Here is a 12,771-nt window from a genome sequence, read left to right as displayed (position 1 = left end):
CGTTTATGATTGCAGTCTGGATATGTCCGCACAGGTCAAAAACTGTTCGGACACCAGCGTCAGCAGGGCCAGGCGGTTGGCGCGCAGGTCCAGATCATCGGTCATGACCATGACATGATCGAAAAAGGCGTCCACGTCGTTTCTGAGTTGAGCCAGGCGGTTAAGCACGGCTTGGTAATCGCGTTTCGCCAGCAAAGGCTGGATATCCTTGGCCGATTGCGAGGCAGCGGCCAGCAGTTGTTTTTCCTGCGCATCACTCAAATTACCAACGCTGTCGGCTGCTTTGGTGTCCGATTTTCTCAGAATATTACGGATACGTTTGTTGGCTGCCGCCAGGCTTTCGGCTTCCGGCAACAGCCTGAACGCCTTGACGGCCTGCAGGCGCTGAACAAAGTCCAGCGGTTCTGCCGGCGTTACCGATATCACGGCATCAAATTCATCGGCGGTATAACCCTGGTCGAGGCAGTAACCTCTCAGGCGGTCAAAGACGAAATCGACTACCAGCTTATAGGTTTCATCGTGCTCGAATTCGTGCGTGAATTGTTTCAGCGAGAACGCGATCAGATCTTTGATATCGAGATTCAGCCGATTCTCGATAATGATGCGTAATGTGCCGAGCGCGGCTCTGCGCAAGGCGTAAGGGTCTTTATCGCCGGTAGGAATCAAGCCGGCGCTGAATATGCCGGTCAGCGTATCGATTTTTTCCGCGATAGCCAGAATCTGGCCGGTCTTGCTGCCCGGGGTCGGGCTGCCGGACTGTTTCGGGAAGTATTGTTCCTCAAGCGCCCAGGCGACTTCGGTCGGCTCGTTGTCGGCCAGCGCATAATAGCGGCCCATGATGCCTTGCAGGTTGCCGAATTCGCCGACCATTTCGGTCATCAGGTCGGTCTTGGCCAGCAAAGCCGCGCGCTTGGCCAGTTCGACGTTTTCGTTGAGCTTGTCGGCAATGTATTCGGCCAGCGTGACGACGCGCTGGGTTTTATCGGCCAGCGTGCCCAATTTTTCCTGGAAAACGATGCTGGACAGCGTCAGCAGGCGCTCTTCCAACGTCTTTTTGCGGTCCTGTTTCCAGAAGAATTCGGCGTCGGACAGGCGCGGCGTTACCACGCGTTCATTGCCGTGCTGTATCGATTGCGGGTTGCTGCTTTCGATATTGCTGAAGGTGATGAAATGCGGCAGCAGACCGCCGGCGGCATTCTTGACCGGGAAATATTTCTGGTTGGTCTGCATGGTCGTGATCAGCACTTCGGCCGGCAGTTCCAGAAAGCGCGGGTCGAAATTGCCGGTGATCGGTACCGGCCATTCGTTTAAGGCCGCGATCTCTTCGAGCAGGTCTTCTTCGATGTGCGCGGCACCGTTGACGGCGGCGGCCGCCTGCTCGGCGGCGTTTCTGATAATGGTTTTGCGCTGCTCGAAATCGGCGATGACTTTGCCCTGTTCGAACAGGATTTGTGCATAGTTTTCGGGCTTATCGATGGTCAGCGGCTGCGGCGCATGGAAACGGTGGCCGTGCGTGGCGGCGCCGGTCTTCAGGCCTAGAATCTCGGTATCGATGACGGCATCGCCGTACAGCAGCACGGCCCAATGCACGGGCCTGACGAATTCGGTCGTGCCGCTGCCCCAGCGCATGCGTTTGGCGATCGGGAGCCCGGCAATACTGTGCCGGATGATGCCCGGAATCAGGCTTTCGGTGGCCTGGCCCTGGACGTGCTGCGTGAAGGACAGCCATTCGCCTTTGTCTGTCTTCAGGCGCTCCAGCTGGTCGAAAGTCGTGCCGCAGCTGACGGCGAAGCCCTGGGCCGCCTTGCTGGGTGTGCCGTCCGGCGCAAAGGCTGCCTGTACGGCAGGGCCGCGTTTCTCGACCGTTTTATCAGGCTGCGCCGTGGCCAGATCTTCAATCAGCACGGCCAGGCGGCGCGGCGTCGCATAGAACCGGCTGCCGCTGAAATTCAGTTCGGCGTCTTTCAGTCCTTGCGTGATGCTGTTCAGCAGAGCGGTCGCCATTTTCAGCAGGGTGGTCGGCGGCAGTTCTTCCGAACCCAATTCGAACAGTAAATGTTTGCTTGTCGCCATTATTGTGCTCCTTGTCCTGTCAGCATCGGGAAGCCTAGCGATTCCCGGCGTTGGTAATAGGCTTCGGCTACGGATTTGGACATGTTTCTGACTCTTAAAATGTAGCGTTGGCGTTCGGTGACCGAAATGGCATGGCGCGCATCCAGCAGATTGAACGCATGCGAGGCTTTCAGCACCATTTCATAAGCCGGCAGCGGCAGGTCCAGATCGATCAGTTTGCGGCATTCCTGTTCATAGGTATCGAAGCACTGGAACATGAACTCGACGTTGGCCTGTTCGAAGTTGTAAGCCGACATTTCCACTTCATTCTGATGGAATACGTCGCCGTAAGTGACCGTACCGAATGGACCTTTGGTCCAGATCAGGTCATAAACGCTCTTGACGCCCTGCAGATACATGGCGATACGCTCCAGGCCGTAGGTGATTTCTCCTAGGACCGGCTTGCATTCGAGGCCGCCGACCTGTTGGAAGTAGGTGAATTGCGTGACTTCCATGCCGTTCAGCCAGACTTCCCAGCCCAGTCCCCAGGCGCCCAGGGTCGGTGATTCCCAGTTGTCCTCGACGAAGCGGATATCGTGTTCGAGCAGATCCAGGCCCAGATGCCGCAGCGAGTTCAGGTACAGTTCCTGAATGTTGTCCGGCGACGGTTTTAATGCCACCTGAAACTGGTAGTAATGCTGCAAGCGATTCGGGTTTTCGCCGAAACGGCCGTCCGTAGGGCGGCGCGAGGGCTGCACATAGGCCGTGTTCCAGGGCTCGGGGCCTATGGCGCGCAGGAAAGTGGCTGGATGAAAGGTCCCGGCGCCGACTTCCTGATCCAAAGGCTGCAATAAAATACAGCCCTGACTTGACCAGTATTTTTGTAGGGCCAGGATAAGTCCCTGAAATGTGGATACATCGTTATTTATACTCGACACGGCAGCAAACCTGTTGGGCGATAAAAAGGCCGTCAATTATAGCTTAAAAATGTCGGCTGAATAGGCCCTGATTGCTGAGGTATGACACATATCAATTGCAGGCATGCCAAGCTGGCAGACGGGAAATTATTCCGCCGGTTCTTCTTCCTCTTCTTCCTTGTCGATGGCCTCCAGCGCAAAGCCTGACAAGCTGCCGGCCGCATCGGACGTCTGCGCGGGCGAAACCGAACCGAGTCCTTCAGACAGATTGATTTTCAGCTTGAGGTTATTCGGCGAGTCGGAGTTGTTGAGCGCTTCTTCAAGCGAAATCCTGCCTTCTTTGAAGAGCTTCAGCAAATGGCTGTCGAAAGTTTGCATGCCGACTTCTTCGGATTTCTCCATGGCTTCCTTGATGGCGTGAATTTCGCCTTTCTGTATCAGGTCGCGGATCAGTTGCGTGCCCAGCAGAATTTCAATCGCGGCCGTGCGCTTGCCGTCGACAGTAGGCACCAGCCGCTGCGAGACAAACGCCTTCAAATTCAGCGACAAATCCAGCAGCAATTGATTGCGGCGTTCTTCGGGGAAGAAGTTGATGATGCGGTCCAGCGCCTGGTTGGCGTTGTTGGCGTGCAGCGTGGACAGGCACAGATGGCCGGTTTCGGCGAAGGCCAGCGCGTGTTCCATGGTTTCCTGACTGCGGATCTCTCCGATCAGAATGACATCAGGCGCCTGGCGCAGCGTGTTTTTCAGTGCATCCTCGTAGCTCAGCGTATCGACGCCGACTTCCCGCTGGTTGACCAGTGATTTTTTGTGCGGATGAATGTATTCAATCGGGTCTTCGATGGTAATGATATGGCCCGATGAATGGCCGTTGCGGTAATCGATCAGGGCCGCCAGCGAAGTCGACTTGCCGGAGCCGGTGCCGCCGACGAACAGGATCAGGCCGCGCTTTTCCATGATGGTTTGTTTCAGTACGGGCGGCAGTCCCAGTTTATCGGCATTGGGGATGTCGACTTTGATGTTCCGGATGACCAGCGCCAGATTGTTGCGCTGCTTGAAAATATTGACTCGGAAGCGGCCGATGCCGGGTTCGGAAAGCGCCAGGTTCATCTCAGGCGCCTGTTCGAACGCCTTCCGCTGCTCTTCATCCATCAGGTGGTAGGCGATTTCCTTGATGCGCTCCTTGGTCAGTCGGATGTTTTCCAAAGGCTTCAGCGAGCCTTCGAATTTGGCGGCCGGCGGTGCATCCACGGTCAAGTAAAGGTCGGAGCCGTCTTTGAGAACCAGAATTTTAAGGTAGTCTTTGAATTCCATATTGCGATAAATCCCGGGAATAACGATTAAACGCCAAAGTTTAGGCGATAACCGGAGAAGTTGAAGTCGCATTGCCAAATAAACGGGTATAATAGACTCATTTTTGAGCATTTTTTTAAGCGTTATGAGTCAACAAAGAAAAGCGGTGGCGTTGATTTCCGGGGGACTGGATTCGATGCTGGCGGCGAAGACAATTCAGGAGCAGGGCGTTCATGTCGAAGGCATCAACTTTTTTACCGGTTTCTGCGTGGAAGGCCACACGCATGCCATCAGGGCCCGGGACAAGGCCAAGCCCAAGCCCAAGCGCAATAACTCGCTATGGGTCGCCGAACAGTTGGGCATCAAGCTGCATATCATCGATGTGATCGAGGAATACAAGGATGTGCTGATCAATCCCAAGCACGGTTACGGCGCCAACATGAACCCGTGCCTGGACTGCAAGATTTTCATGGTCAACAAAGCCAAGCAGTGGATCGCCGAAAACGGTTTCGATTTCATCATTACCGGTGAAGTGATCGGCCAGCGGCCGATGTCGCAGCGCAAGGACACCATGCCGGTCGTCGCGCGCGAGTCCGGCGCCGACGACTTGCTGCTGCGGCCTTTGTGCGCGAAAAATCTGCCGACTACGCTGCCTGAACGCGAGGGCTGGGTAGACCGGGAAAAACTGTACGGTTTCAGCGGCCGGTCGCGCAAGCCGCAGATGGCACTGGCCGAGCAATACGGTTTCAGTGAGTATTCGCAGCCGGCCGGCGGCTGCTGTTTTCTGACCGATGCCAATTATTCAGCCAAACTGGTCGATTTGTGGAAGGCGCGTGACGACAATCGAGCCTATGACCTCGACGATATTATGTTATTGAAAGTCGGGCGCCATATCCGGCCCCGGCCCAATTTCAAGATGATCGTCGCCAGGGAAGAAGGCGAAGGCCGCTTTCTGCAGGGTTATAAAAAGGAATTCATGATGATGGGCTGCACGAGCCATAACGGACCTTTGGTGTTGATCGACGGTTCGCCTTCCGATGAGGATCTGCAGCTGGCGGCCGCGATTACCGCACGCTACGGCCAAGGCCGCGATGCCGATCAGGTCGATGTCAGCATCACGGGCAAAGACGGCTCAACAAAAACGATTCAGGTCAAGCCGTTGCCTGCTGATCAGATTCCCGAGGCGTGGTTCATATGATTAGAGAGACGTTAAATGCGAGGCGTCTGTTGTGCCCGTTGCCGGTTATTCGTACGCAGGACAAGGTAAGGCAGCTCAAGGCCGGCGATGAGCTCGAGGTGATCGGCACCGATCCGGGAGTCATGCAGGACATTCCGGCCTGGTGCCGCATCAACGGCCATAAGGTGCTGGAAACCCGCGCCGATGATGGCGAATATATCATTGTGCTGGAAGTGGGCGGGTAATGGCCGAAGTCTGCGATGCGGCAACCGCCGATAAGCTGAAAGCCAGGGCGACCTATGTCGGAGCGCTGGTCAATATTGTTCAGACCTGCATCAAAATCGGTTTCGGCATCCTGGGACAATCGGCGGCATTGATTGCCGACGGCATTCATTCCCTGTCGGACTTGCTGAGCGACCTGCTGGTGATTATCGCCATCAAACTGGGCAGTCGCGAAGCCGATCACGAGCATCCTTACGGCCATCGCCGCTTTGAGACGATAGCGACGGGTATTCTGGGTGTCGGCCTAATCGCTGTCGCCGGCGCCATTGTCTGGCATGAGATGGAACACATTGCCGTACCGGAAACCTTACATGTGCCGGATGCCCGCACTTTGGGCATTGCAGCTCTCTCCATCCTGATTAATGAATGGCTGTACCACTATACCAAGCGCATCGCCAAAAGGACCCGCTCGAAATTGTTGTTGGCCAATGCCTGGCACCAGCGCAGCGATGCCTTCTCTTCAGTGGTAGTGCTGGCGGGTATTGCGGCTGTGCTGCTGGGCTATCCTTTCGCCGATGCTATTGCCGCTGCCGTGGTCGCGCTGATGGTGGGCAAGATTGGCTTGAGCCTGGTCTTTGACAGCATCAAGGAGCTGGTCGATACGTCCCTGCCGCCCGAACTGGTCGCTGAAATCCGCGCTGCAATCCATCAGATCGACGGCGTCGAGGGCATCCATCTGCTGCGCACGCGGCAAATGGGCGAAGATGCCTATATTGATGCGCATATCGTCGTCGATCCGCGCATCACGGTATCGGAAGGCCATATGATCGGCGATGCGGTCAGGGATGATTTGATCAGGCGCTTCGATGACGTCATGGATGTGCTGGTGCATGTCGATCCCGAGGATGACGAAGGGATGTCGGGCCGGTCCAGGCCGCTGTTGCGCGGCGACGTGCAGCAGCTGTTGGAGCATTATCTGGCCGACTTCAAGCAGGCGATCGAGGATTTCAGGATTCATTATCTCGACGGGCAGATTGAAGTTGAAGTTATTCTGCCTTTTGCCCTCTGCGAGCAGCCGCAGCAGCTGGAAAAAATCAAAAAACAGTGCGCGCTGATGAGCGCCAGTGTTAAAAGAATTGATCGAGTTTTCGTATTTTTCAAAACCTAGAAGGATTAAACCATGGCAGTACTCCCTCAGGGATACCACTTTCCGGTCATGCATGAAGTAGCGGGCATTATGCTGGGCACCGCCTGCGCGGGCATCAAGCAGACCGAACGCGATGATATTTTAGTGATACAGATGCCTGAAAACGCAAGCTGCGCGGCGGTGTTCACGCAGAATGCCTTTTGCGCTGCGCCCGTGCATGTGGCGAAGGCGCACCTGACCCAGGCGCCGCGCTGGCTGCTGATCAATTCAGGCAATGCCAATGCCGGTACCGGCGATCAGGGCATGCAGGATGCCTTGGCGACCTGTACGGACCTGGCCGAGGTGGTGGGCGGCGGCGCCAGTCAGGTGCTGCCTTTCTCGACAGGGGTTATCGGTCAGCCCCTGCCTGTAGGGAAAATCAAGACCGCCTTGCCGGCTGCCGTGCAAAAGCTTTCGGCCGCCAACTGGGACAAGGCTGCGCGCGCAATCATGACGACCGACACCTTTCCTAAAGGCGTATCCAAAGTTTTTACGATTGCAGGCCAATCGGTCACGATCAACGGCATTTCCAAAGGCGCCGGCATGATTCAACCGAACATGGCGACGATGCTGGGTTTTATGGCCACAGACGCGAAAATAAAGCAGCCGCTCTTGCAGCAGTGTCTGGCTCAGGCCGTGGAGCAATCGTTTAATCGCATCACGGTCGACGGCGATACATCGACCAATGACGCCTGCGTCCTGATGGCCAGCGGCTGCTCGGCGGCGCCGGAAATCGAGGCAGGCAGCGATCATTACCGGATTTTTGCCGAGGCCGTCATGGAAGTCTGCAAGCAACTGGCTGAAGCCATCGTCCGGGACGGCGAGGGCGCCACCAAGCTGATGCGCATCGTGGTCAAGCAGGCGGCCTCTGATGAGGAAGCCGTGCGCGTCGGCAAGACCATCGCGCACTCGCCGCTGGTCAAGACTGCCTTCTTCGCCAGCGATCCCAACTGGGGACGGATTCTGGCCGCTGTAGGGCGCGCGGGCGTGGAAAACATGGATCTGAACAAGGTGCAGATTTATCTGGATGAGGTCTGTATCGTCAGGAACGGCGGCCGCGCCGATGACTATACCGAAGAAGCCGGCCAACGGGTCATGGATCAGCAGGAAATCACCGTGACCGTGACACTGGGACGCGGCGATGCCTGTCAGGAAGTTTTGACCTGCGATTTCTCCTATGATTATGTCAAGATCAATGCGGAATACAGAACTTAATCGACGGTATTGGGTATGAAACCTCTTCAGGTTGCCGTTGGCGTGGTAAAAAATGCGGCCGGGCAGATTTTGATTTCATTGCGCGACCGGTCTTTGCACCAAGGCGGCTTATGGGAGTTTCCGGGCGGCAAAATCGAGCCTCTTGAAACGGCTGAGCAGGCGCTAAGCCGCGAGCTCAAGGAGGAGCTTGATATTGCTGTCGAGAATGCCAGTCCGTTGATCACCATTGAGCATCAATATCCTGATCTGGCGGTGCAGTTGCATGTGTTTCTGGTGGAGCAGTTTTCGGGTCATGCCAGAGGCTGTGAGGGCCAGCTGTTTAAATGGGTAGCTCCTAATGAACTGGATCAGCATGAATTTCCGGCCGCCAACCGGCCTATAGTCACCGCGGCCCGGTTGCCGGCTTATTATGCCATTCTGGATGATGCCGATGAATCGCAGTTGCTGGCCAATCTGCAAAAAATATTGGACCGGGGCGTCAGGCTGATACAGGCGAGGTTGAAGACGGCGCCTCGACAGGCTGTCGAAAAGTTTATCGAGCGGGCTTATCCTTTGTGCCGGGAACGGGGCGCTTTATTGCTGGCGAATTCTGCCGTGGAAGCAGCCTGTGAGCTTGATGTAAGCGGCATTCATTTAACCAGCCGACACTTGATGGCTCTCGGCCAGCGGCCCGGCAACGTCAAATGGCTGGCGGCTTCCTGTCATAATCTACAGGAATTGCAGCATGCGCAGGCCATTGGCGTCGACTTTGCCGTGCTGGCGCCCGTGCTGCTGACTCAAACGCATCCTGGAGCACAGGCATTGGGTTGGCAGCAATTCGCCGAACTGGTTTCCAAGGCTAATTTACCGGTTTATGCCTTAGGAGGCATGTCTCTATCTTGTCTATTGAAAGCACGACAGGCCGGCGGGCAGGGGATTGCGGCGATCAGGGCATTTCTGGATTGAGCTAATGCCAGTCGTTGTTTTCGTCACCGTCCTCTGACAAGGGCTCGCCGGGAATCTTCTTTTCTTCCATGGCCCATTCTCCCAGATCGATCAGTTTACAGCGCTCACAGCAGAAAGGCTTAAATTTCTGCTCGGGCGTCCAGGGCACGGGGCGTTTGCAAGTGGGGCATTTGACGACAAGCGGCTTGTCCGATGACGGCATTAGAACAAACAGCAGGTCAAGGAAAAAGGAATATCATCCGGCGTTTGTGTCGGACGCTTATCATCCGAAGGCGGCGTCATGAATCGGATAGTGCAGCGGTGTTTGCCGCCGCTGATTTCCGCAAAGCAATGGATGGATTTGTCCACGCTCACTTTCAGCAATTGGAACGGCTGGCTTCGGTCCAGGGATAACTGAAAAAAACCGGCTTCGGCGACTTCTTGGGTCGGCGCATTACTGTTGCGTATAAAGCTGAGAATCAGATCAATGGCCGTGCGGATATCCGTAAACGGACTGCTCCAGTGCTCCAGGTCCTTCAAACGGACGGACTCATCCTGTTCCAGCCAGTAATGAAATTCAGGCAGATCGAAAGAGCAGGTGCCGCCCGGTATTGAGCTGCGCTGGGCGATGCTCTGGAACAAGTCGCTTTCCATGACGTTAATGCCGATTTTGCCGCTGACGGCATAGAGCCGCTTGCTGGTCTGGGTGACCTGGCCCAGCAGCTGCATCAGCTTGTCGGTATCCACATTGTCGCTGCTAGCAACCTTGTTCAGTACCTTGGCATGGCGATCCAGTTCTTTCAGAATTTCCGATTTCAGGTCGTTGCGCCTGAAGATCATCATGATGTCAAGCAGACTGCTGAGTGCGGCGCGTTTGTCGGCCACTGTCGGCCCAACTAGAAAATGATTGAATTGTTGAAACAGTTGTTCGAGCCGTATGAAAACCCGGATTCGTTCATTGAGTGGAAATTCATAGGTGATAAAGTTGTTCACGAATAAGTATATCCTAGCTGGCGCTTAATGAGAGATACAAATTGTGCAGTTTTTTGACTTGTTCTGCAAGTCTATAATCCGATTCCGAATTATCGATAAGATCATCGGCATGCGATTTTCTAAAGTCCCGTGACACCTGGCTGTCGATGATCGACTGGATTCTCTCAAGCGTAAGCTGATCGCGCTTTCTGACGCGTGCTATCTGTATTTCGACCGGGCAATCCACGACCAGCACCCGGTCAACAAAATGGGCCATATTGGTTTCAAACAATAAGGGTATCGCGATGATGCAGTAAGGTGCATCCATTCTTTCGAGTTCTGCCTGAATGGACTGATAAACCAAGGGATGGATAATGGCTTCAAGTTTTTGCTTTTGGGCCGGATCGGAAAAAACGACTTCCCTGAGCCTGGTCCTATCCAGTGAGCCATCCGGAGCGAGTATGTCGGCGCCGAATTGCAGTGCTATCTGCGCGAGTGCGGGTTGTCCTTTGGCGACAAGCTGATGAGCTATCTGGTCGGCATCGATGACGGGGCTGCCGAGTTCGGCAAACAAGCGCGCGACAGTCGTTTTGCCACAGCCGATGCCGCCGGTCAGGCCGATTTTAAGCATGTTTTTATAAGCCTACTTGGGTCAGATAAAGCTGGTTGATGTCATGGCCCCAGAGCAATGCGATCCAGCCTGCCATTGCCAGGTAAGGGCCGAACGGGATGGGAATTCTGTGGTCGCGGTTGACGAGAACAACCATGGCGATGCCTATGACCGAACCCACCAGGGATGACAACAGGATAATAACGGGCAGGCTCTGCCAACCCAGCCAGGCGCCGAATAAAGCCAGCAATTTGAAATCGCCATAACCCATGCCCTCTTTTCCCGTAACCAGCTTGAACAGATGATAGACTGTCCAGAGCGCCAGATAACCGGCAATGGCTCCTATAATGCTGGCGTGCGCATCAGTAAAGAGCGCAAACAGGCTTAAAAATAATCCCAGCCATAATGCCGGCAGCGTGATGGAATCCGGCAGTAAGTGATGGTCAATATCGATACCGCTTAATGCGATCAGCGACCAAGTCAGCACCAGCGCAAAGGCCGTTTGCGGTGTATAGCCGAAATGCCAGGCCACGATGGCTGATGCGAGCGCCGTGAAAGCTTCTATTATCGGATAGCGCGAAGAAATAGGCGTCCGGCATTGCGCGCATTTACCCTTTAAAAATAAATAGCTGATAACGGGTATGTTTTGATGCGGCTTGATGGGCGTATTGCAGTTTGGGCAGTGCGACAGCGGAAAAGCCAGATTGAAAGGCTGTGCTGCAGGCGTTTCTTCCTGGCTAAGCTCCAGGTATTCCATGCAGTCCTTTTTCCAGTTGCGCTGCATCATGATCGGCAATCGGTAGATGACGACATTGAGAAAACTGCCGACCATCAAGCCGATAATGCCTGCCAGTGCGGATAGAATATAGGGGGAATTTAAAAGGATACTCAGCTGTTGCATCATGTGTTTTGGAAAAGAAACGCTCCATGTTATTGGAGCGCAGGTTGAATGATTAATAATTTTACCGCTATTTTAACGGTTTTAACCGACGGCCGCGCCGAGTTTGAAAATAGGCAGATACATGGCAACGATCAGGCCGCCGACCAGGATGCCCAAGATTACCATGATAATGGGCTCCATCAGGCTGCTTAAATTATCGACCAGATTGTCGACTTCTTCTTCATAAAAATCGGCCACTTTGGCCAGCATTTCATCGATAGAGCCCGATTCTTCGCCGATGGCAAGCATCTGCATGACCATGTGAGGGAACAGTTGAGTTTGCTGCATGGCAAATTGCAGGCGCTGTCCCATGGCTACTTCTTCACGCATTCTCAGAACCGCGTCGGCGTAAATAATGTTGCCGCAAGCGCCGGCCACTGACTCCAGCGCTTCCACCAGCGGCACGCCGGCTGCGGACATCGTTGATAGGGTTCTTGAGAAGCGGGCGATGGCCGACTTGTGCAAGATCATACCAATTATGGGTATTTTCAGGAACATTTTATCCATGAAGTGGTTGAACGGCCGCGAGCGTTTCTGGAAGAAAAGATAGGTATAGATGGCCACGCCGATGCTGCCGAAAAATAGCCACCACCATTCCTGCATCCATTCCGATATGCCGATTACAAACATTGTGAACGCCGGCAAGTCGGCGCCAAAGCTCTGGAAAAGTTCTTGAAAAACAGGCACGACAAAAAGCAGCAGAATGGCCGTGACGATGAATGCGACAACCAATACCGCAATAGGATAAGTCAGCGCTTTCTTGATTTTCTTTTTCAGGGATTCGGTTTTTTCCTTGTAAGTCGCGATCTTATCCAGCAGCGTTTCCAGTACCCCGGCCTGCTCGCCCGCCTGGACCAGGTTGCAGAAAAGTTCATCAAATTGCTGCGGCCGCTTGTTAAGGGCTTCAGCCAAAGTGGCGCCGCCTTCAATATCCGCTTTAATTTCCAACAGCATTTTCTGCATGCTGGGATTATCGTGGCCTTTGCCGATGATGTCGAAAGACTGCACTAAAGGCACGCCCGCTTCCAGCATGGTCGCCAATTGCCGGGCAAAGACCGCTATATCGCCCGGCGTGATTGATTGCACTCTGGCGCCGAATAAGGGCTTGGGTTTTTTCTTGAGTTTGGTGACGCGTATGCCCATGCGCCTTAAATCGGTTCTCGCGATCATCTCGCTCTTTGCAGTAATCAACCCCTTGGTTTTTTTTCTGCTTTTGTCGACGCCTTCCCAAATGAAATCCAGCTGTTCGGTTTGTTCTGCCAT

Annotated in this window: 13 protein-coding genes; 5 read left to right on the top strand and 8 right to left on the bottom strand. The window is 54.5% G+C overall.

Features of this window, described 5'->3' with window-relative positions; all coding sequences use genetic code 11:
* Window positions 1-3: 3 nt before the first annotated feature.
* From glyS to ACTNE6_RS17340, 3 genes are all read right to left on the bottom strand, one after another.
* Window positions 4-2,073 (bottom strand): glycine--tRNA ligase subunit beta, encoded by a 2,070-nt coding sequence (gene glyS / locus ACTNE6_RS17350; protein WP_442497643.1) that lies wholly within the window; start codon window positions 2,071-2,073, stop codon window positions 4-6.
* Window positions 2,073-2,990 carry a glycine--tRNA ligase subunit alpha gene (glyQ, locus tag ACTNE6_RS17345; protein ID WP_442497642.1) on the bottom strand — a complete coding sequence of 306 codons (918 nt, stop codon included), beginning with the start codon at window positions 2,988-2,990 and terminating at the stop codon, window positions 2,073-2,075. Before glyQ ends, glyS begins: the two co-directional genes overlap by 1 nt.
* Before the next feature lie 126 nt (window positions 2,991-3,116).
* On the bottom strand, window positions 3,117-4,283 hold the full coding sequence (locus ACTNE6_RS17340) for a PilT/PilU family type 4a pilus ATPase (RefSeq protein WP_442497641.1): 1,167 nt from the start codon (window positions 4,281-4,283) through the stop codon (window positions 3,117-3,119).
* Between the two features lie 124 nt (window positions 4,284-4,407).
* Here ACTNE6_RS17340 and ACTNE6_RS17335 point away from each other — a divergent pair, with 124 nt between their 5' ends.
* Genes ACTNE6_RS17335 through ACTNE6_RS17315 form a run of 5 tightly spaced genes read left to right on the top strand, consistent with a single transcriptional unit; the run spans window position 4,408 to window position 9,007 of the window.
* A complete protein-coding gene (locus tag ACTNE6_RS17335) occupies window positions 4,408-5,460 on the top strand; it encodes a tRNA (5-methylaminomethyl-2-thiouridylate)-methyltransferase (protein WP_442497640.1) in 1,053 nt (350 codons plus the stop codon).
* On the top strand, window positions 5,457-5,684 hold the full coding sequence (locus ACTNE6_RS17330) for a sulfurtransferase TusA family protein (RefSeq protein ID WP_442497639.1): 228 nt from the start codon (window positions 5,457-5,459) through the stop codon (window positions 5,682-5,684). Before ACTNE6_RS17335 ends, ACTNE6_RS17330 begins: the two co-directional genes overlap by 4 nt.
* Entirely contained in the window at window positions 5,684-6,829 is a 1,146-nt protein-coding gene (locus tag ACTNE6_RS17325; RefSeq protein WP_442497638.1) for a cation diffusion facilitator family transporter, read from the top strand. Before ACTNE6_RS17330 ends, ACTNE6_RS17325 begins: the two co-directional genes overlap by 1 nt.
* Before the next feature lie 12 nt (window positions 6,830-6,841).
* The gene (gene argJ, locus ACTNE6_RS17320) at window positions 6,842-8,062 is read left to right on the top strand and encodes a bifunctional glutamate N-acetyltransferase/amino-acid acetyltransferase ArgJ (RefSeq protein ID WP_442497637.1); all 1,221 of its coding nucleotides are present in this window, start codon (window positions 6,842-6,844) and stop codon (window positions 8,060-8,062) included.
* Between the two features lie 15 nt (window positions 8,063-8,077).
* A complete protein-coding gene (locus ACTNE6_RS17315; RefSeq protein WP_442497636.1) occupies window positions 8,078-9,007 on the top strand; it encodes a Nudix family hydrolase in 930 nt (309 codons plus the stop codon).
* 1 nt (window position 9,008) lies between these two features.
* Here the strand turns inward: ACTNE6_RS17315 and yacG are convergent, their stop codons facing one another.
* The 5 genes from yacG to ACTNE6_RS17290 form a co-directional block, all read right to left on the bottom strand.
* Complete coding sequence (yacG, locus tag ACTNE6_RS17310; RefSeq protein ID WP_027159197.1) at window positions 9,009-9,209, bottom strand: DNA gyrase inhibitor YacG; 201 nt, start codon at window positions 9,207-9,209, stop codon at window positions 9,009-9,011.
* Entirely contained in the window at window positions 9,209-9,979 is a 771-nt protein-coding gene (gene zapD / locus ACTNE6_RS17305) for a cell division protein ZapD (RefSeq protein ID WP_194968291.1), read from the bottom strand. The genes yacG and zapD overlap by 1 nt, the downstream gene beginning before the upstream one ends.
* A 13-nt stretch (window positions 9,980-9,992) precedes the next feature.
* The gene (gene coaE / locus ACTNE6_RS17300) at window positions 9,993-10,589 is read right to left on the bottom strand and encodes a dephospho-CoA kinase (RefSeq protein ID WP_442497635.1); all 597 of its coding nucleotides are present in this window, start codon (window positions 10,587-10,589) and stop codon (window positions 9,993-9,995) included.
* A gap of 4 nt (window positions 10,590-10,593) precedes the next feature.
* Window positions 10,594-11,469 carry a prepilin peptidase gene (locus ACTNE6_RS17295; RefSeq protein WP_442499713.1) on the bottom strand — a complete coding sequence of 292 codons (876 nt, stop codon included), beginning with the start codon at window positions 11,467-11,469 and terminating at the stop codon, window positions 10,594-10,596.
* A gap of 81 nt (window positions 11,470-11,550) precedes the next feature.
* On the bottom strand, window positions 11,551-12,771 hold the full coding sequence (locus ACTNE6_RS17290) for a type II secretion system F family protein (RefSeq protein WP_331821369.1): 1,221 nt from the start codon (window positions 12,769-12,771) through the stop codon (window positions 11,551-11,553).

Source organism: Methylobacter sp. sgz302048, assembly GCF_052162025.1.
Taxonomy (GTDB): Bacteria; Pseudomonadota; Gammaproteobacteria; order Methylococcales; family Methylomonadaceae; genus Methylobacter.
Note: the sequence above shows the minus strand (reverse complement) of the source record. Positions and strands in the feature narration are given on the sequence as shown.